The organism is Neorhizobium puerariae, from assembly GCF_042429745.1.
In the GTDB taxonomy this organism is placed as follows: domain Bacteria; phylum Pseudomonadota; class Alphaproteobacteria; order Rhizobiales; family Rhizobiaceae; genus Neorhizobium; species Neorhizobium puerariae.
The window spans coordinates 126,954-144,940 of record NZ_JBHMAA010000013.1 but is presented as its reverse complement, the minus strand read 5'-3'; the positions used below and the strand labels follow the sequence as shown (position 1 = coordinate 144,940).

Annotated in this window: 17 protein-coding genes; 11 read left to right on the top strand and 6 right to left on the bottom strand. The window is 63.4% G+C overall.

Annotation, left to right across the window (positions count from 1 at the left end; all coding sequences use genetic code 11):
- Positions 1 to 37: 37 nt before the first annotated feature.
- Positions 38 to 1,090, bottom strand: coding sequence for a LacI family transcriptional regulator (locus ACFFP0_RS11515; RefSeq protein WP_377260514.1), 1,053 nt, complete (start codon positions 1,088 to 1,090; stop codon positions 38 to 40).
- A gap of 266 nt (positions 1,091 to 1,356) precedes the next feature.
- Between ACFFP0_RS11515 and ACFFP0_RS11510 the strand changes: the two genes are divergently transcribed.
- From ACFFP0_RS11510 to ACFFP0_RS11480, 7 genes are all read left to right on the top strand, one after another.
- A complete protein-coding gene (locus tag ACFFP0_RS11510; RefSeq protein ID WP_377260695.1) occupies positions 1,357 to 2,607 on the top strand; it encodes an ABC transporter substrate-binding protein in 1,251 nt (416 codons plus the stop codon).
- A gap of 333 nt (positions 2,608 to 2,940) precedes the next feature.
- Positions 2,941 to 3,879, top strand: coding sequence for a carbohydrate ABC transporter permease (locus ACFFP0_RS11505; protein ID WP_377260512.1), 939 nt, complete (start codon positions 2,941 to 2,943; stop codon positions 3,877 to 3,879).
- A complete protein-coding gene (locus ACFFP0_RS11500; RefSeq protein WP_377260510.1) occupies positions 3,876 to 4,757 on the top strand; it encodes a carbohydrate ABC transporter permease in 882 nt (293 codons plus the stop codon). Before ACFFP0_RS11505 ends, ACFFP0_RS11500 begins: the two co-directional genes overlap by 4 nt.
- A gap of 16 nt (positions 4,758 to 4,773) precedes the next feature.
- A complete protein-coding gene (locus tag ACFFP0_RS11495) occupies positions 4,774 to 5,880 on the top strand; it encodes an ABC transporter ATP-binding protein (RefSeq protein WP_377260507.1) in 1,107 nt (368 codons plus the stop codon).
- A gap of 161 nt (positions 5,881 to 6,041) precedes the next feature.
- Positions 6,042 to 6,890 (top strand): BON domain-containing protein, encoded by an 849-nt coding sequence (locus ACFFP0_RS11490; RefSeq protein ID WP_377260505.1) that lies wholly within the window; start codon positions 6,042 to 6,044, stop codon positions 6,888 to 6,890.
- A gap of 243 nt (positions 6,891 to 7,133) precedes the next feature.
- Entirely contained in the window at positions 7,134 to 8,837 is a 1,704-nt protein-coding gene (locus ACFFP0_RS11485; protein ID WP_377260503.1) for an HWE histidine kinase domain-containing protein, read from the top strand.
- 51 nt (positions 8,838 to 8,888) lie between these two features.
- The gene (locus ACFFP0_RS11480) at positions 8,889 to 9,965 is read left to right on the top strand and encodes a DNA topoisomerase IB (protein ID WP_377260501.1); all 1,077 of its coding nucleotides are present in this window, start codon (positions 8,889 to 8,891) and stop codon (positions 9,963 to 9,965) included.
- Between the two features lie 28 nt (positions 9,966 to 9,993).
- Here the strand turns inward: ACFFP0_RS11480 and ACFFP0_RS11475 are convergent, their stop codons facing one another.
- Both ACFFP0_RS11475 and ACFFP0_RS11470 read right to left on the bottom strand, forming a co-directional pair.
- Positions 9,994 to 10,554 carry a DJ-1/PfpI/YhbO family deglycase/protease gene (locus ACFFP0_RS11475; RefSeq protein ID WP_377260499.1) on the bottom strand — a complete coding sequence of 187 codons (561 nt, stop codon included), beginning with the start codon at positions 10,552 to 10,554 and terminating at the stop codon, positions 9,994 to 9,996.
- Positions 10,555 to 10,601: 47 nt separating this feature from the next.
- Positions 10,602 to 10,799 (bottom strand): hypothetical protein, encoded by a 198-nt coding sequence (locus ACFFP0_RS11470; RefSeq protein WP_377260497.1) that lies wholly within the window; start codon positions 10,797 to 10,799, stop codon positions 10,602 to 10,604.
- A 436-nt stretch (positions 10,800 to 11,235) separates the two neighbouring features.
- Here ACFFP0_RS11470 and ACFFP0_RS11465 point away from each other — a divergent pair, with 436 nt between their 5' ends.
- Complete coding sequence (locus tag ACFFP0_RS11465; RefSeq protein WP_377260495.1) at positions 11,236 to 12,300, top strand: c-type cytochrome; 1,065 nt, start codon at positions 11,236 to 11,238, stop codon at positions 12,298 to 12,300.
- A 215-nt stretch (positions 12,301 to 12,515) separates the two neighbouring features.
- Here the strand turns inward: ACFFP0_RS11465 and ACFFP0_RS11460 are convergent, their stop codons facing one another.
- Positions 12,516 to 12,782 (bottom strand): hypothetical protein, encoded by a 267-nt coding sequence (locus ACFFP0_RS11460; RefSeq protein WP_377260493.1) that lies wholly within the window; start codon positions 12,780 to 12,782, stop codon positions 12,516 to 12,518.
- A gap of 124 nt (positions 12,783 to 12,906) precedes the next feature.
- On the opposite strand from ACFFP0_RS11460, the gene ACFFP0_RS11455 reads away from it, so the two are divergent.
- From ACFFP0_RS11455 to glgX, 3 genes are all read left to right on the top strand, one after another.
- A complete protein-coding gene (locus ACFFP0_RS11455; protein ID WP_377260491.1) occupies positions 12,907 to 13,185 on the top strand; it encodes a hypothetical protein in 279 nt (92 codons plus the stop codon).
- Positions 13,182 to 13,448, top strand: coding sequence for a hypothetical protein (locus ACFFP0_RS11450; protein ID WP_377260489.1), 267 nt, complete (start codon positions 13,182 to 13,184; stop codon positions 13,446 to 13,448). Before ACFFP0_RS11455 ends, ACFFP0_RS11450 begins: the two co-directional genes overlap by 4 nt.
- Before the next feature lie 70 nt (positions 13,449 to 13,518).
- Positions 13,519 to 15,597, top strand: coding sequence for a glycogen debranching protein GlgX (glgX, locus tag ACFFP0_RS11445; protein ID WP_377260487.1), 2,079 nt, complete (start codon positions 13,519 to 13,521; stop codon positions 15,595 to 15,597).
- A gap of 18 nt (positions 15,598 to 15,615) precedes the next feature.
- Here glgX and ACFFP0_RS11440 read toward each other — a convergent pair whose 3' ends face one another.
- Together ACFFP0_RS11440 and glgA are read right to left on the bottom strand one after the other, a co-directional pair.
- Positions 15,616 to 16,122, bottom strand: a complete 507-nt coding sequence (locus tag ACFFP0_RS11440) for an NUDIX hydrolase (RefSeq protein WP_377260485.1) — start codon at positions 16,120 to 16,122, stop codon at positions 15,616 to 15,618.
- A gap of 102 nt (positions 16,123 to 16,224) precedes the next feature.
- Positions 16,225 to 17,805 (bottom strand): glycogen synthase GlgA, encoded by a 1,581-nt coding sequence (glgA, locus tag ACFFP0_RS11435; RefSeq protein ID WP_377260483.1) that lies wholly within the window; start codon positions 17,803 to 17,805, stop codon positions 16,225 to 16,227.
- Positions 17,806 to 17,987 lie beyond the last annotated feature (182 nt).

Here is a 17,987-nt window from a genome sequence, read left to right as displayed (position 1 = left end):
ACCTTTCCTGACGGGTCGCGGCAGGCGCTTCAGGCGGTCAGACCGTCTGGAGCGCCTGCAATTCATGGACGGGAACAGGTCCGGCGATGCGCCGGAGAAGCAGCCGGCCCATCAGGAGGCCGGCCTCGGAAAGGTCCTCGTAGATCGTTTCCACGCGGGGGCGGACCTGGTCGAAGAGGCCGGAGGTCTGCTTGGCGACCAGCCGCACGTCCTTTCCAAGTTCGAGTTGGTGGTCATAGGCGGCGGCCATGACCGAAAGGGCGGATACCTCGCCACCGCAGATGAAGCCGTCCGGACGCGCAGGCTCGCCCATGCGGCGGTAAAGCCAATCGCGGATATCGTCGGACTTGCTGTCGAGCGTCACGCCTCTGGCGATCTCGAACGCGACGCCTTCCTCGCGCACCGCCGTCATGAAGCCGTGCCGCATGTGGTGGGCGAAGGTGAAGCGGTCCGGCGGCAGGATGATGAGAAGCCTCCTCGAACCGGCTGCGATCAGCTTGCGGGCGGCCTGATAGGTGAAGCTGTAATTGTCGTAGTCGACGTAAGGGTGCGCGGTCGCGAGTTCCGTCCGGCCGTGACAGATAAAGGGAAAGTTGTTCTCTATCAGCAGCTTGACCCGTTCGTCCGAGGGCTCCGTCCGGGTGAAGATGATGCCGTCCGCCATCCGGTTGCGCATGATGTGGCGCACCGGGTCGATCTGCGGCGTGTCGGAGAAATGCGGGGTGATGACGAGATGATAGGGCGTGCCGCGCAGGGCCTCGGTCAGCCCGTTGATCATCGAGGTCGCGTAGCCGAGGATTTCCTCGTGCGGATCGAGGACCAGGCTGATGACATTGGTGCGGCCGGTGCGCAGGCGCTGCGCCGCCCGGTCCGGCAGGTAACCGATCTCGCCCGCGACCTGCCGCACGCGCTGGCGTGTTTCGAGCGCGATCTGCGGCGCGTCGGCCAGCGCCCGCGACACAGTCGTGACGGCGAGCCCCGTCAGTTCGGCAATCGTCCTCAAGGTGGGCTTCGTATCCGGACCGGATTTCTCCGCCATCCGGTCCGGCATCGCCCGCTGACCCTTGTCCTCCAGGTCCTCCAGCGGCATGTCCTCTTCTTCCTCCACTCAGCTCCAGAACCGGAACGGGCCTCATCTACATCGTTGCAAATTTTTCGAAAGGCGCCAGAAATTTTTCTCGATTCCTGAGGAAAATTTCGGCCGAACGAAAATAATTCATATTTTTCATTGGGTTAATCGTGCCGTCAAGCTGTGCAAAAAATCCTCCTCGTGGGTTGACATCAACCGCGTTTATATCGTTATAAATCGCCATATCCGGAGAGGAGCCCGGATGCAAAGGGAGATTCTCAATGAATATTCGAACGATCACCAAACTCGCCGCCGGTGCGGCTCTCATCGCGATGACGGCCGGTGCCGCCAAGGCCGCCGAGCAGGTCGAAGTCCTGCACTGGTGGACTTCCGGCGGTGAAGCCGCGGCTCTCAACGTGCTCAAGGAAAACCTCCAGAAGCAGGGCGTGACCTGGAAGGACATGCCGGTTGCCGGCGGTGCCGGCTCCGCCGCCATGACGGCGCTGCGCGCCCGCGTCACGGCCGGCGATCCGCCGACCGCCGTCCAGCTTCTCGGCTTCGACCTTCGCGACTGGGCGGAGATGGGCGTCGCCGCCAATCTCGACGACCTTGCCAAGAAGGAAGGCTGGGACAAGGTCATTCCGGCCGCGCTGCAGAACTTCTCCAAGTATGACGGCCACTGGATCGCCGCTCCGGTGAACATCCATTCCACCAACTGGCTGTGGATCAACAAGGCGGCGCTCGACAAGGCCGGCGGCAAGGTTCCGACCAATATCGACGAGTTCATCGCGCTGCTGGATGCCTTCAAGGCCCAGGGCATCACCGCGCTCGCCCATGGCGGCGTTCCGTGGCAGGACGGCACGCTCTGGGAAGCCGTCGTTCTTTCGACCGGCGGTCCGGATTTCTACAAGAAGGCCGTTCTCGATCTCGATCCGGCAGCTCTCTCCGGCGACCAGATGAAGAAGGTCTTCGACACCATGTCGAAGCTGCGCACCTATTTCGACCAGAACTTCTCGGGTCGCGAATGGAACCTGTCGACCGCCATGGTCATCGAAGGCAAGGCGGGCGCCCAGGAAATGGGCGACTGGTCCAAGGGTGAATGGCTGCGCGCCAACAAGAAGCCGGGCACGGACTTCGTCTGCATCCGCTTCCCCGGCACCCAGGGTTCCGTGCTTTTCAACGCCGACCAGTTCATGATGTTCGACGTTGGCGGCGACGCCGAAAAGGCTCAGTTGAAGATGGCGTCCGCCGTCGAGGACCCGGCCTTCCAGATCGCCTTCAACACGGTCAAGGGTTCCGTTCCGGCCCGTACCGACGTCTCGAACGAGAAGTTCGACGATTGCGGCAAGAAGGGCATGGCGGACCTCGCCGAAGCTTCCTCCAAGGGCACGCTGATGGGCTCGCTGGCCCATGGTTACGCCCAGCCGGCCGCCATCAAGGAAGCCATGCTCGACGTGATCACCCAGCACCTCAACGGCCAGCTCACCACCGAACAGGCCCTGAAGCGCCTGCCGGAAGCGGTCAAGGCTGCCAAGTAAGGGTAGTTGAAAAATGAGGTGAGGGGATTGGTTGAACCGGTCCCCTCACTTGCGATTTGCAAGCCGAGGCGGCGGATAGCCTTCGCGCAGGGATGTGCTCAGGCCTTTGTTCGCTGAATCGATTTCATCGGTTTCTGGCTTTCAGCCATCGCTCCAAAGTCTCTCCCACAAGGGAAAGATAACGGTACCGCACGCTCGACGCTCTGCCTCTCCCTTGGCGGGAGCTACAAAATCAAGATCTTGGCGAAGCCAAGTCTTGGATTTTGTTGGTGAGGGGGGCTCATGGGCAGCGGTATCAATCGATACTCCTCTACTCCCCTACCGGAGGTCATGATGACGACAATCGAGCCGGTGCCTGCCCTGACACCCGAGGGGACGCCGCAGAGACAGGGCCGCACCTTTGCTGATGGATTGCGCAACGCGCTGCCGAAGATCGTGCTGGCGCCCTCGTTCGCGGTGATCCTCATCTTTGTCTACGGTTTCATCCTCTGGACGGTCTATCTCTCGTTCACCACCTCGCGCATCCTGCCGGTCTACAAATGGGGCGGTTTCGACGCCTATTATCGCCTCTGGTCGCAGCCGAACTGGTATGTGGCCATGCAGAATCTCGCGATCTTCGGCATCCTCTATATCGGCATCTGCATCGCGATCGGATTGTTCATCGCCATCCTCATGGACCAGCGTATCCGCGCCGAAGGCGTGCTGCGGCCGATCTTCCTCTATCCGATGGCGCTTTCCTTCGTGGTCACCGGCACGGCCTGGAAATGGTTCCTGAACCCCGGTCTCGGGCTTGAGCACACGATGCACAATCTCGGCTGGGAGAGCTTCCGGTTCGACTGGCTGGTCAACCCGAACATGGCGATCTACACCGTCGTCATCGCCGGCGTCTGGCAGGCCTCGGGCTTCGTCATGGCGATGTTCCTCGCCGGCCTGCGCGGCATCGACGGCGAGATCGTCAAGGCCGCGCAGATCGACGGCGCGTCAACCATCGCCATCTATCGCCGCATCATCATCCCGCTGCTGCGCCCCGTCTTCCTGTCGGCCTTCATCGTGCTCGCGCACATGGCGATCAAGTCCTACGACCTGGTCATCGCGCTCACCGGCGGCGGGCCGGGCAATGCCACCGAGCTACCGTCCACCTTCATGTATTCCTACACCTTCACACGCAACCAGATGGCCGTCGGCTCGGCGAGCGCGGTCATGATGCTGATGGGCATCACGGCGATCATCGTGCCCTATCTCTATTCGGAACTGCGGGAGAAGCATCAATGAGCGCGACACAGGAAACCGTCAGCGCCGGTTCGGCGCGCACCGCCCGCTATTTCATCTATGCAGCCCTGATCGTGCTTGCGGTCGTCTACCTGCTGCCGCTCTACGTCATGCTCACGACGTCGTTGAAATCCCTCGACGAGATCCGCGGCGGCGACATGCTGTCGCTGCCGAGGGAACCGTCGGTCGCGGCCTGGGTGAAGGCCTGGGGCGAGGCCTGCATCGGGGTCTCCTGCGTCGGCATCAAGGGCTATTTCTGGAACTCCATCAAGATGGTGGTTCCGGCGGTCGTCATCTCGACCCTGCTCGGCGCGCTGAACGGTTATGTGCTCACCAAGTGGCGCTTCCCGGGCCACAAGATCGTCTTCGGCATGATGCTGTTCGCCTGCTTCATCCCGTTCCAGGCGGTCCTTATCCCGATGGCGCGGCTGCTCGGCTTCATGGGCTTGTCCAACTCCACGGCGGGTCTCGTCATGGTGCATGTGATCTACGGCCTCGGCTTCACGACGCTATTCTTCCGCAACTATTATGAGGCGTTTCCGGATGAACTGATCAAGGCCGCGATGATCGACGGCGCTGGCTTCTTCCGCATCTTCTGGCGCATCCTGCTGCCGACATCCGGTCCGATCATCGTCGTCACGATCATCTACCAGTTCACCAACATCTGGAACGACTTCCTGTTCGGCGTCTCCTTTGCCGGCGGCGAATCCTCGCCGATGACGGTGGCGCTCAACAATCTCGTTTCCTCCTCCACCGGCGTCAAGGAATACAATGTCGACATGGCGGCGGCCGTGTTCGCGGCACTTCCGACGCTGTTCGTCTATATCGTCGCCGGACGCTATTTCGTGCGCGGCCTGATGGCCGGCGCCGTCAAGGGTTGACCCAGGGATACCTCTCATGAGCTTTCTTGAAATCAAGAACCTTCGCAAGAAGATCGGCAATGTCGAGATCCTGAAGGGGATCGACATCGACCTCGAAAAGGGCGGTTTCCTCGTTCTCGTCGGTCCTTCCGGCTGCGGCAAGTCCACGCTGCTCAACGCGATCGCCGGTCTCCTGCCGCCGTCTTCCGGCGATATCGTCATCGACGGCCAGATCGTGACCGACCTGCATCCGTCGAAGCGCGATATCGCCATGGTCTTCCAGTCCTATGCGCTCTATCCGAACATGACGGTGGAGGAGAACATCGCATTCGCGCTGGAAATGCGCGGTGTCGACAAGGCGAGCCGCGAGACGGCGGTCAAGCAGGTCGCCAAGACCCTGCAGATCGAGCATCTTCTGAAGCGCCGTCCGAGCCAGCTATCCGGCGGGCAGCGGCAGCGCGTCGCCATGGGCCGCGCGCTGGTGCGCCAGCCGCGCGTCTTCCTGTTCGACGAGCCGCTGTCCAACCTCGACGCCAAGCTGCGCGTCGAAGTCCGCGCCGAGATCAAGGCGCTGCACCAGAACACCCATGCCACTATCGTCTATGTGACGCACGACCAGATCGAGGCGATGACGCTCGCCACCAAGATCGTCGTGCTGAAGGAAGGCATGGTCCAGCAGGTCGGCACGCCGGCGGAAATCTACAACCGTCCGGCCAATCTGTTCGTTGCCGACTTCATGGGGTCGCCGGCGATGAACATGCTGAAGGGCAGGGTTTCCGATGCCGGCGGCCAGCAAGGCATCGTGCTGTTCGGCAACGAGACCACCAAGGTCGCCATGCCGCCGTCCGTCACGGCGGACCTCGCCGATGGCAAGGACGTCATCCTCGGCCTGCGGCCGGAAGCGATCACCGATGCCGGCCTTGCGGACCCGCAGGCGCGCTCCATCGCCCGGATCGAGGCGGAGGTGACGATGATCGAGCCCACGGGATCGGACACGTTCGTCACCGGCAGGCTCGATGGCGCAAGCTTTACCGCCCGCACCCGCTCCGACGTCCTGGTCGAACTCGGCCAGAAATTCCCGTTCTCCTTCAATCTCGACAAGGCGGTGGTTTTCGATCCGCAGACCACCAGCCGCATCGACTGACGTTCGCCGCGCCGGCCTTCCTGCCGGCGCAGGTTCATCGGCGCCCGCCGCCGCGCTGTCTTCCGACGGAATCCTCGCAAATGCCGGAACAATCCGGGTGAGGGGAGGTTCGGTCTGCGTTCCCTCCGGAACGGGACCAATCCAGATCGAGGAGACAGACCATGGCTAACGGAAACCATACCCAGTCGGGTGGGTATCGAAATGACCGCATGCGGGACGAGCGCAATTTTTCCCGCGAATCCTCCGGCGATTACCGTCCGGGCGATACCGGCTATGTTCGTGGTTTCGGCGACTACCAGCGTAGCGGCGACAATTCTTTCGGCGGCAATTCCTTCAGCGACCGGGACCCGGATCGCGGCGAAGGCGACCGGTCGCGCTTTTCCCGGCATAGCCGGGGCGAACAATGGGCGGCCGACGATTTCGGCTATGACGGCGGTTATGATGGCGGCTATGCCGACAATGAGCGCTCCGGCGCCTGGGCGCGCGAATCCTATCGCGGCCGGCCGTCCTCCTTCAGCTACGAACCGGGCCGCAGCCGCGTGAACCAGGCTTATGGCGACCGCTACGGCGCGGACTACGGCGCCGGGAATCGTTACGGCCATGGACCGGAATATCGCTTCCGGGGGGCCGACGACCATGGCCGCGGACGTGGCTTCATGGAGCGGGCGGGCGACGAGACGGCCTCCTGGTTCGGCGACGAGGACGCCCGGCAGCGCCGCGCCATGGACGAGCATCGCGGCAAGGGGCCGAGAGGATATCAGCGGTCCGACGCCCGGATCGAGGAAGACGTCAATGACCGGCTGAGCGACGATCCGGTGCTGGACGCGTCGAATATCGCGGTGACCGTCAAGCAGGCGGAGGTGACGCTCGACGGCTTCGTTTCGAGCCGCTGGGACAAGCGCCGGGCGGAAGATCTCGTGGACGATGTTTCCGGGGTGCGGCATGTGCAGAACAACCTGCGCGTCAACAACACCCCTACCGACACCCTGACCGGTTCGACGACCATCTGACCCGGCATGCGGCGATGGCCGGACCGCGTTCGGGCGGCCCGGCCCCGGCTCGATATTTTCCACCGGAAGAGGCCGTTCCACGCCCGGAGAAAAACATATCGCAAGCAATCAATCCTTGGCCCCGCCACGAAAAGCAGTTAGAAAAGATCCGCTAGTTATATTAGCAAAGGGCGGGATGCTAGGATGAACTCGAGAGCAGGTGGCACGGGCGCCTGCATCGTTTTCTTGGGGTAAGCGCGCGGAATGTTTAGGATTTCGCGGTTTTTCCCAACAGCGCCGATCGGCGCTTATCTGGTTGCTCTCGCGGCCGGCGTCGCACTGCCTTTGCTTGTTTTCGTGACCTACCTGATGATGGAGCTCGAAGCGAACGAGCGCTCCATCCTTGCGAACGAGACCGCCGAGGATGCGCAGCTCATCGCCCGCACGGTCGATCGCGAGCTGCAGGACATGGCGACGACGCTCCGGCTTCTGGTCACCTCGCCGGAGCTGGAAAGGGGCGATCTCCGAGCCTTCCACAACCGCACCCAGAACAGCCTGCGGTCGAACTCGCTCTATGTCCTCGTCGTCGACGCCGACGGCCAGCAGCGGCTGAACACGCGGGTTCCCTACGGCACGCCGCTGAACAAGGTATCCAACGTGCCGGCGCTCGAATCGGTGCTGCGCACGGGCGTGACGGAGGCTTCCAACGTCTTTTTCGGCACCACCAGCGGAAAGCACGTCTTCAACATCAGCATGCCGCTGCCCAAGGAGATTTCCTATTCGGGCGCGGCTATGATCATCACGCAGAATGCCGAGGACCTGCAGAAGCTCATCTCCACGGAGGGGCTTTCCGCCGGCTGGACTGTCGCCGTGGTCGACGGGTCGGGGCATGTGGTCACCTCCGTCGGCGACAATGCCCTGCCGTCCGGCACCGCTTTCCCTGCCGATACGCTGAAGCTGATGACCGGCTTCAAGGGGACGATCGAGGATGTCGACGGCGACCTGAAGCAGATGTACGGTTATGCGCAGATCACCGGCTGGACCTGGAAAGCCGTGGTCTGGGGGCCGATCGACGCGGCGCAGGCGACCATCCTGACCACATGGCGGCAGCTGATCCTGGGCGGCGCCATCTTTCTCGCCGCCGCCATGCTGATCGCTTGGCTCGTCGGACGCCAGCTTCGCATCCCGATCCGGCAGATCGCCGAAATGGCCGAGCGGATGGGCAAGGGCGAGATCGTCCCGCCCGTGGAAACCAAGATCCGCGAGGCGAACCAGGTGGCGGTGGCGCTTTCGAACGCCTCCTTCGACCGGAGCGAGGCGGAAGACCGCATCCATCTCATCCTCCACGAACTCGTGCACCGCACGAAGAACATCCTGACGCTCGTTCAGGCGATGATGCGCCAGCTCGCGCGGCAGGACACGACGATGGAGGAGTTCCAGAAGGCGATCAGCAACCGCCTCCAGGGGCTCGGCAAGTCAATCGAAGCGCTTGCCAAGGAGCAATGGGCCGGCGTCTCGATCCGGCGGGTGATCGAAATCCACATGAGCACCTTTGCGGAAGTGGTCGACAGGGTGGAGCTGCAGGGGACGGATTTCACGCTCAAGGCGGAAGCGGTGCAGAATCTCGGCCTCATCCTGCACGAGCTCGCGACGAATTCCGTGAAGTACGGAGCGCTTTCCGTGCCGTCGGGCAAGGTGCGCATCGCCTGGGCCGACGTGCCCGGGGAGGCCGACGGCGAGGAGCCGAAGCTTCGGCTGATCTGGGAGGAAAAGGGTGGTCCTCCGGTGCATGAGCCGTCACGGACCGGTTTCGGCACGACGATCATCAAGCGCCATGCGTCGGCTGCCTTTTCGGGGCAGGTCGAGGTCGACTTCCGGCCCGAAGGGCTTTCATGGATATTGACTGCGCCGCGTTCAGCCTTCGAACGGGGCGAGGGGGCCGAAAGCCTCAAGGATATCGCCATCTGACCGAATGGGCGGGCTGCCGGAACGAAGACGCCGTTCTGCCGTTAAGCGGCGATGGATGCACGCTCCTCGACACTCGATACCGGCCGGGATTCCCTGGAAACCACCGGACTCACCTATGTCAGCGATACGGAACCCGGCATCCGGCGGCTTCGCCGGGGCAGGGGGTTCTGCTATTGCCTGCCCGACGGGAGAATACTGACGGACGAGCCGGAACGGCGCAGGATCGCGGCGCTCGGCCTGCCGCCGGCCTATGAGAATGTCTGGATCTGCATCGACCCGCGCGGGCATCTGCAGGCGACGGGCTACGATTCCCGGGGACGCAAGCAATACCGCTATCATGCCGACTGGCAGAGCTTCCGCAGCGAGCGGAAGTTCGACCAGCTCGTCCGCTTCGGCGAGGCCCTGCCGCGCGTCCGCCGCAGGGTGAAGCGGGACCTGGCGCTCGGTCCCGACCAGTCCGACACGGTCGTCGCCGCTCTGGTGGCGCTGATGGATGCGACGCATCTGCGCGTCGGCAACCGCGCCTATGCCAGGGAAAACAGGACCTATGGCGCGACAACGCTGCTCAAGCGGCATATGACATTCTCGGGCGATACGATCCTGCTGCGGTTCACCGCCAAGGGCGGCAGGCGCGTCCGGCATACGTTGAGGCATCCTCGGTTGCAGCGCATCCTCGAGGAGATCGCCGATCTGCCCGGCCGCCAGTTCTTTTCCTGGCCGGACGAACAGGGCGTGCCACATCCCGTCGATTCGGGAAGACTGAACGCCTATCTGGCCAAGGCCGCGGGGTTTGCCGTTTCGGCCAAGACATTCCGCACATGGGGCGGCAGCCTCGCCGCGTTCATGGAGGCATGGGAGACCGTGGAGAGGGAAGAGCGGCGGCCCAGGATCAAGGCGATGGCCAGGGCGGCATCGGAGGCCCTGCACAATACGCCCGCCGTCTGCCGGTCAAGCTATATCCATCCGGGCATTCTTGCGTTGGCCGAAGACACCGCGCCGCTGGAAAAGGTGATGGTCGACAGGCGCGCGCCGGATGGTCCCAAGGGATTGCGCTCGGCCGAGCGACGCCTGCTGGCGTTTCTGCGGGAGGTTTCGGATGCGTCCGCGACGGCCGCCCGCGAGGGATAGCGGGCGAGCGAAGCCGGGCCGGCGCAATTCAGGCAGCCCGGCGATTGTGACGTCCTTCCCGGACTTCCTCGACGATCTTGTCGACGAATTGCGGCAGGTCCGCAGGCGAGCGCGAGGTGATGATGCCCTCGTCGACCACGACCGCTTCGTCCTTCCAGGAGGCGCCGGCATTGCGGATATCCGTGCGGATCGAAGGGTAGGACGTCGCCTTGCGGCCGCGCAATGCATCGGCTTCCACGAGAAGCCACGGGCCATGGCAGATGGCCGCGACCGGCTTGCCGCTCTTGACGAAGTCGCGCACGACGCGGACAGCGTCCTCGCTGGCGCGCAACAGGTCGGGATTGATCCGGCCGCCCGGCAGCACGAGCGCATCGAATTCCTCGGGGCGGACATTCCTTGCTTCCAGATCGACCGGAACGGTATCGCCCCAATCCGTCCTGTCCCAGCTCTTGATCTCACCGGTCTTGATCGAGGCGATCTTCACGTCGGCGCCGCGTTTTCGCAGCTCGTCCAGAGGGACACGCAGTTCGGAACGTTCGTAGCCATTGGTCGCAAGGATCAGGATGGAGGCGGATTCGATTGCGGTCATTCGGTACTCCTCTCAGTCGCATCTCATGGATCGAGATCATGGGATGTTCAAAGACGTCCGGTGGACAGATCCCGGCCGTTGATGGAGGCGGGAACGCTGATTTCCTCGCGCGGCGCCTTGGGCAGCGGCAGGACGACGGCGTCCGGCACGACAACCTGCAGTTCTTCCGGGTGTTCGACGGCAAACGCTTTCTTCTCCTGCCGTCTCTTCAGCCTTTTCCTGAGCATCTCGAAAAAGTGTCGCATGATAGTCTCCCGTCGCGAACGGGGGCATTTGCCCCCTCACGAAATGGCAAACCCCCGCGCGGTGGATTCGTTCCAACTTTTTGACATGGTGTTACAGAATGTTATCTCCGGCCCTGGAACAAAATCGCCGCCGGCGTGTTGCCGCCCATTGCCCGCGGGCTTTTCTTCGATCTCGTTCCGGCATGAGGGCCGGAGCCCGATCCCGCCACACGGTGGAGCGGTGCTTGCGCCGCTTCACGTCCATCGAACCTGTCAGGATCGCGCTCGATCAGGATGATTTCAGGCGCTCGATCGGCCCAGGAGCTGATGCTGCTTCATGGGGCGGAAGGGTGGCGTGCCGGAATTCCGCCGCACGGAGCCGGGGCCGCCCCCGCCGTGCCGGATCATGCCTGTATTGTATGCCGAGGTTCCTTAAGGCCGATGGGAGGAGTGGCCGATGACGATCCGCTGGAGACACCTGCTCGCGCTGGTGATCATACTGCCGCTTCTCGGGTTTGGTTTCGCGTGGTCGGGACTGATGGGGGTCGGGGCGAGTTCCGGCCACTGGCCCATCACCAACTGGTTCCTGCATTGGGTCATGCGGAATTCGATACGGACCGCGGCCCTTTCCATAACGGTGCCGAGCCTTGAAAATCCGGAACTGCTGCCGCCTGCGGCCGGTCATTTCGAAACCGGCTGCGCCATCTGTCACGGCTCGCCGGCGCAGGGCCGGTCCGATGCGGTGCTCGCCATGCTGCCGCCGCCGCCCGACCTGAAGACGGTGGCGCCGACATGGAGCGACGCGCAGCTTTTCCAGATCGTCAAGCACGGCGTCCGCTTCACCGGCATGCCGGCCTGGCCGGCGCAGGCACGCGACGACGAGGTCTGGGCGATGGTCGCCTTCCTTCGCAAGCTGCCGGAGATGGATACGAACGCCTACCTGCAGGCCTCGGGCCTGCACGGGATCGGTCATGCGGGCGAAGTCTCGCCGCTGCCGATCACCTGCGAGAGCTGCCACGCGGAAAAGCGGCTGAACGGCAACAGCATCATCCCGCGGCTGGCGGGCCAGCAGGAGGCCTATCTGCTCAACAGCCTGCGCGCCTTCGCCGAAAGGCAGCGGCCGAGCGGCATCATGGAAGTCGCGATCGGCGCGCTCCCCGACGACAGCCTGCCGGAGCTCGCAAGCTACTACGCCAGGCAGGCGCGGCCGCCGCGCCAGGGCATTCCGGCAGACCCTCGACTGGTCGAAAAAGGAAGGGAACTCGCTGAAAAGGGAAGGCCGGAGGAGAAGCTTCCCGCCTGTCTGAGCTGCCATGAAAAACCCGGCGGCAATCCCGCCTATCCGCGCATTTCCGGCCAGAACGCCGCCTATATCACGCGCCAGCTCCAGCTTTTCCATGCCGGCGTGCGCGGCGGTTCCTCCTTCAGCCATCTCATGATCGAAGTGGCGGCGAAGCTGAAGGAAGAAGACTTTGCCGCTCTCGCGGCCTTCTTTGCCAGCCGCGAGAGCGTGGGGCCGTAGGGCCGCGCTTCTCCTCCCCGGGAGCTTCGCGTCAGACCGGGATAACCATCATGTAGCAGGCCGCAATCACCAGAACGAAGCCCGCCGCTTCCACCCATTCCCTGACCATAGACGCCTCCATTCGCATCGGTGGTGAATGAACGTGAAAGTCCCATCCTAGTTCCATGAAATGGCCATAAACGTGGCAGGATCGTCATAAATATGAATTGGCATGGTTAACGATCGTCCGCTTCGGCCCGGGCGCGCGCCGCTTCCAGGATGGCGCGCACCTCTCGGGCGGAGGAATTCTCGATCGCGAATGCCTCCCCCGGCTCCACGCCGGGATCTTCCTCGTTGTCCTTGAAGGTCGCATCATCCCTCAGCCGCCGCAGAAAGGCGGTGATGGTGACCTCGCCGCCGATCATGGCGGCCAGAAGCTCGATCAGCAGCTCGCGATGGGCGTTCAGCCGCCCTTCCAATTCCTCCGGTGACATCACGGACATGGCGTTCTCCTCCTCCGGTCTCGTTTCCTGAAGGAGATAGGGGAGGTGCCGGCGGAGGGAACAATCCGACCGACCAAAAGTTGACCCGGTGAGCAAGGAGCCCGATGAGAAGATGGAGGCTGCCATGGCAGGAACTGCCGGACCGACAGCGGGAAATGACGGGCGCGATGTCCGCGATCGCCTGATCCTGGCCCTTTATGCGCAACTGAAAGCCGAGCGCCAGACCCGCGAAGCCCTGGAATACGTGATCCGCAAGGGTGCGCTGGCGCCGGAAGTGCTGGAAGCGATCGCCAACGATCCGGTTCCCGTGGCGGCGGAGGATGTCGCAGCCGTCGAGAAGGTCGTTGCGCTCGATGCCCGCCGCCGCGCATTCGACCCACGCATAGGGAAGGACAGGAAATGAAGCGTTTGATCATGGCACTCAGCGCCGTGGCGTTCCTGAGCGCCTGTGGCGACAGCGGCGAAAACCAAAGCGATCCGGTCGACAACACGCCGGCGCCACAGCCCGACGCCACCGCTCCGGCAGACAGGGACCCGACGCCGCAGACGGGTACGGGCGGCCAGAGCCCGTCCAACGCGCCCTCCGGAACGACCAGCAATCCGCCCGCGGCCTCTCCTGCGCCTGCCCCTCCGTCTGCCCCTCCCCCTGCGAAGACCAATCCGTAGATTTTCAGGGCGCCGGGAACGAAATGCTGTGCCGCACCATTAACCCGCGAAACTTCTGAACAGGTGCTGCATGGATTCCAAATCGAACAGCTTCGTCGTCGAGCCCGGCTACTGGCATCGGCTCGGGGCAAATTACGATGGCGAAGGTGTCAATTTCGCGCTCTTCTCGGCCCATGCCGAACGGGTGGAGCTCTGCCTGTTCGACAGCAGCGGCAGGACGGAGATCGCGCGGCTCGAACTGCCGGAATATACGCACGAGATCTGGCATGGCTATGTGCCGGGGCTGAAGCCCGGCGCGCTTTATGGTTACCGCGTGCACGGACCCTACGAGCCGGAAAACGGTCACCGCTTCAATCCCGGCAAGCTTCTCGTCGATCCCTATGCCCGCGAACTCGTCGGCGACGTGGAGTGGAACGAGGCGCATTTCGCCTACGATCTCCGGCACGAAGACAAGGACCTGACGTTTGATCGGTGCGACAGCGCGCCCTACATGCCGAAATGCCGCGTCATCGATCCGAACGAATTCGACTGGCAGGACCGGAACCGCCCGGACATCCCATGGCCGGCGGCGATTGTCTACGAGACCCATGTGAAAGGCTTCACGCAGCTCAATCCGGCAATCCCGAAAGAACTCCGTGGCACGTTCGAGGGCATGGGGCACAAGGCTTCGATCGACTATATCAGGAGCCTCGGCATCAATTCCATCGAACTCATGCCGGTCCACTATTTTCCGGACGACCAGCACTTGCTGGACAAGGGGCTCAGGAACTACTGGGGCTACAATACACTCGGCTTCTTCGCGCTCGCCCCCCGCTATTACGGCCCGAAAGGCATTCAGGGGTTCCGCGACATGGTGTGGGCCTTCCATGACGCCGGCATCGAGGTCATCCTCGACGTGGTCTACAACCATACGGCGGAAGGCAACGAACTCGGCCCGACGCTTTCCTTCAAGGGCATCGACAACTTCTCCTATTACCGCACCATGCCCGACCGGCATCGCTACTACATCAACGACACGGGCACCGGCAATACGGTGAACACCTCGCATCCGCGCGTCCTGCAGTTCGTCATGGATTCCCTGCGTTACTGGGCGGAGGACATGCATGTCGACGGTTTCCGCTTCGATCTCGGCACGATCCTCGGCCGGGAGCCGGAAGGTTTCGACCAGCGCGGCGGCTTCTTCGACGCGATGACGCAGGACCCGGTGCTTTCCCGGGTGAAGCTGATCGGCGAGCCCTGGGATATCGGACCGGGCGGCTATCAGGTCGGCGGCTTCCCGCCCGGCTGGGCGGAGTGGAACGACAAATATCGCGATACGGTGCGCGAATACTGGAAGGGCACCAACGTCTCGAACGATTTTGCCGCCCGCCTGCTCGGTTCCGGCGATCTCTACGACCAGCGCGGCCGGCGCCCCTGGGCGAGCGTCAATTTCATCGCCGCCCATGACGGGTTCACGCTCAACGACCTCGTTTCCTACAACGAGAAACACAACGAGGCGAACGGCGAGGACAACAAGGACGGCCATAACGACAACCGCAGCTACAACTACGGCGCGGAAGGCCCGACCGACGACGAGGCCGTCAACGCCATACGGGATCGTCAGAAGCGCAATTTCCTCGCGACGCTCTTCTTCTCGCACGGCACGCCGATGCTGCTCGCCGGCGACGAGTTCGGCCGCAGCCAGATGGGCAACAACAACGGCTATTGCCAGGACAGCGACATTTCCTGGGTGCACTGGGAAGAGCTGCCGCAGAGCTGCGAGGACCTGCGCGAATTCACCCGCAGCCTCATCCGGCTGCGGCAGGAGCAACCCCTGCTGCGGCGTGAAAACTGGCGCGACGGCATGGAGGTGAACTGGTTCAATGCCGGAGGCGGCGAGCAGAAGCCCGAGCACTGGGACGACGGCACCACGCTCGGCCTGCATATCGGCCGGCGCGATCTCGAAGGCCGGGAGGGCATCTGGTCGGATGTGCTGCTGCTCTTCAATCCGTTCGAAGGCAACGTTCCCTTCCGCATCCCGCAATTCGGCGAGGGCGGATGGGTGCTCGAACTCACCACGTCCGATACCGCCAGGCGTGGCCAGGTGATCACCAGGGAAAAGGACTTCGAACTCGAAGGCCGCAGCCTGGCGCTTTTCCGCAGGCCGTGAAGGAGCCCCTGGGATATTTCAGCCGACCTGATCGCGATAGACCAGATGGGCGATGCCGCCCGGCATGCCGGCGATCAAGGCCCGCAGCGGGAAAGGTTTGAGATCGTATTCGTCGAATGCTGTCGCGGTGGGACGAATCCAGCGGAATTCCAGCTCGGCTTCGCCGTCACGGACGCGGTGGACGATGTCCGTTTCGTGGAACGGAAGGGGGTGGGAAAGCGCCGCATCGTAATAGAAGCCGATTTCGTGGACTTCTCGCCCGGACAATTCGAAAAAGTTCTCGATCACGAAGCGCAGCGGTCCGACCGCTGCCTCGCATCCGATCTCTTCCTCGATCTCCCGCGCGAGGGTCTGCTGGGTGGATTCGTGGAACTCCACCCGGCCTCCCGGAAGCGCCCAGTATGGATCGGCAATGTTGCGGTGAATGAGAATGTGGTCGCGGCAACGGATCAGCGCGCCCATTCGGAACTGGAAGCGGGAGTGTCCGGCATCCATGACAATCATCGTGCGTATCGGATCATCCATCGGAAGGCCTGATGCAGCATCGGCCTGACAAATCGGGATCGATCTCCGGCAGGCATGATGCGTCGTTTCAATGGGGTTGATGACCTTGGGTCGCGCCGCTGACTAGAGCGCGGCGCGGCGCAGGTCGGGGGCGGATATCTGTCCGGGCCTGCGCACCAGATTGGCATAGAGGGCGGCATATTGCTGGGCGCTGCGTTCCCAGGAGAATTTCGCCTTCATGCCCTGGTTCTGAAGTCGCGCCCACATCTTCGGGTCGGCATGGGCATGCAGCGCCCGGCGCAACGCCAGGCGCAGTCCGTCCGCCGTCACCGGATGGAACTGGAAACCCGTCGCCACGCGGGCGGACATGGCCGCATCGTTGGCGTCGATGATCGTTTCGGAAAGGCCGCCAGTGCGCGACACGACGGGCACGCATCCGTAACGCAGCGCGTAAAGCTGGGTAAGCCCGCAAGGCTCGAAGCGCGAAGGCTGCACGATCGCATCCGATCCGCCATGGATCAGGTGGGCTGTCGGCTCGTCATACCCGATATGGACGGCCATGCGGCCGGGAAAGCGCGAGGCCGTGTTCAGCAATGCCTGCTCGATCTCCCGGTCGCCCTGACCGAAGACGATGACCTTGCCGCCGTTGTGGATCACCTCGTCCGCCGTTTCGGCGAACATGTCGAAACCCTTCTGCCAGGTGAGCCGGCTGACCGCCGAGAAAAGTGGGCCGTCCCGCGTGGCGTCGAGGCCGAATCTTTTAAGAAGCACCGCGCGGTTCTCACGCTTCCGGCGCAGGCTGTTGACGTCGTAGGTGCGCGGCAGGTGCGGGTCCGAGGACGGGTCCCAGACGTCGAGATCGATGCCGTTGACGATGCCGCGCAGGATCGAGACGCGCTGGTTCAGCACGCCGTGCATGCCCATGCCGAAACGGGGCGTCAGGATCTCCCGGGCATAGGTCGGGCTGACGGTGGTGATCGCATCGGCCGTCTGCAACCCGCCCTTGAGGAAGCTGATATCCCCGAAATATTCCATGCGGTTCATGGAATAGGCCTCCGGAGGCAGGCCGAGGTCCCGCAGGCGGCTTGCCGGATACTGGCCCTGGAAGGCCAGGTTGTGGATGGTGAGCACGACCGGCAGCGAGGAGCCCCGTTCCCGCATGTAGACGGATGCGAGCGCCGATTGCCAGTCGTGGGTGTGGACGATATCGGGACGCCAGCCGGGCAGGACGCCGTCGGCGATCTCGGCGGCGGCAAGCGAAAGGGCCGCAAACCGCTTCCAGTTGTCGGGGTGGTCGGCCCCGTCGTCGCCGACATAGGGACCGCCCGGACGGTCGTAGAGGGCAGGCGCATCGAGCACGAAGAGGCTGAGGCCCTCGGCGCGGGTGTGGAGGAGCGAAGCCCTTTCCCCCAGCAGCCTTTCGAACGTGACGAGCGGCATGGCGCTCTTCAATTGCTGCATCACCGCGGGATATCCGGGAATCAGCGATGTGGTCTCGATGCCGAGCGGCGCGAGCGCCTTGGGCAGGGAGCCGGTGACATCCCCAAGACCTCCCGTCTTCACCAGCGGGAAGATCTCGGAGGTGACCGAGAGGACCTTTAAATGCGGCGGCGCTGGCACCCCGTGGGCCGGTTCGGCTGCATGACCCGTCAGGCCGCGCTGGTCGCGGTGCGTGTCATCGATCGGGGCGTGAGCGTTCATCATGCCTGTCTCCGCAATGCGCCCACGGGGCGGCCGTCACCCTGCAGAACATTCCGGACGCTGCCAACGTTCCCGTCCGGGTTGGGATTCGCGCGGAGTTCAGACACAAATGTCATTTTGATTTTCCGGAACAATAAAACCCGTCGCCGCGACAAGCGAAGTCACCGCAACTCATGAAACTCGTG